Genomic DNA, 1,513 nt, shown 5'->3' on the forward strand with positions numbered 1-1,513 from the left:
GTGGCGTTTCCATACCCAGTCCTGAAAGTTTTTGTCCACCGTTTTATCATAAGCCGTCAATGTGGCATCCAGTCCGCTTATTTTGCGTATAAGAGATACAATGGCAGTCAATTCATTTCGTGGAGAGCCGTTGCATTCACCCAAGGCTTCATACGCCCGCCAAACATGCAAGGGAGCAAGCAAGGGCTTGTCATTTTGCAGCTTTTCCAAGACTTCCTTTATCATGGTATAAGTCAGTTCACGTCTGCGGAAAGGTTGGTTGTAGAAAATTTGCAAAGCTGTCAATTCATCCTTGTGTTGCTGCATCCATTCAGAAAAGCTTGTAATTAGTTCTCTGGCCTTGTCTGCATTATCCTTGTCCCAACCCAGAAATATCACTTCATCAGGATTTAAGAGATCAATTTTTTGTTCGTGTGCCCTGCGAACATTTTCAATATATTCGTTGAGCTCACCGTTAAATACCCTGGCAGCTTCGTTTAATAATGCTGAATGATGAAAGATAAATGATGAATGTTTAGCCTGAGGGCTTTCCCCAGCCATTTCAACTTCTATTTTTTGTTGAATTCCCTCAATTATATCCGGATTAAAAGCATTCAAGAGCTCTTTAACTACCTGTGAAACCGTTTTCCCATCAGCTTTCTCGGCAAACTGCTTTCTTTCTTTTTCTGTAATTTGTTTGTCGAGACGGGTAAGGCGGTTGGCCAATGAAGTATACAGTTCTTCATCCCTTGCACCCACGGCAATGGCTTGTAACAAATCTTTAAGCGGGATACCTGGCATCTGTTCCAAAGGACGGCTGTCGGTTTTCAAACTCTTGCATACCCCGATAGCATCCACAATTACAAAATGGTCTTTGGTGAATTTTGCAGTAGGTGTTACTTTTCGCAATGTGTCCAGATCAATAGTCCGTGTGCCTCTGCCCTTCATTTGTTCAAAGTAGTTTTTGCTTTTTACATCCCGCATAAAAAGCAAACATTCCAGGGGTTTTACATCTGTTCCGGTAGCTATCATATCCACTGTAACTGCAATACGTGGATGATAAGAATTACGAAATTGAGACAAGACAGATTTAGGGTCTTCATCAGTTTTGTAAGTAATTTTTTTACAGAATTTGTTTTCTTCGGCAAATTCTTCTCTTACAATATCAATGATATCGTTGGCATGGCTGTCGGTTTTGGCAAAAATCAGGGTTTTGGGTACTTCAAAATGTCCGTTTATATCATAACGGTCTTTGAAGATATCCGGTAGATTTTCTTTGAAGGATCGTATAATAGTTCTTATTTGATTCGGATTTACCACCTCTTTGTCCAGTTGCTGTTTGGAGTATGCTTCATCTTCATCCTGCAACTCCATTCTCTTTTTCCGGCTCAGGCGTTCACGATGTTCTATATATTCATCTTTCCAAAGAGTAGCACCCTGCTGGGTTACTTTGGTGTCGATAATAAAAACTTCGTAACCAACATTAACACCATCAGCAACAGCCATTTCATGAGAATATTCACTCACCAGATTC

General features: G+C 40.6%; 1 protein-coding gene. It reads right to left on the minus strand.

Features of this window, described 5'->3' with window-relative positions; genetic code table 11:
* The coding region (locus WCG05_05730; protein ID MEI8321478.1) for a type I restriction-modification enzyme R subunit C-terminal domain-containing protein at nucleotides 1-1,513 on the minus strand (1,513 nt) is incomplete at both ends.

Source organism: Alphaproteobacteria bacterium (assembly GCA_037146715.1).
In the GTDB taxonomy this organism is placed as follows: Bacteria; Pseudomonadota; Alphaproteobacteria; order UBA7879; family UBA5542; genus JBAWWO01.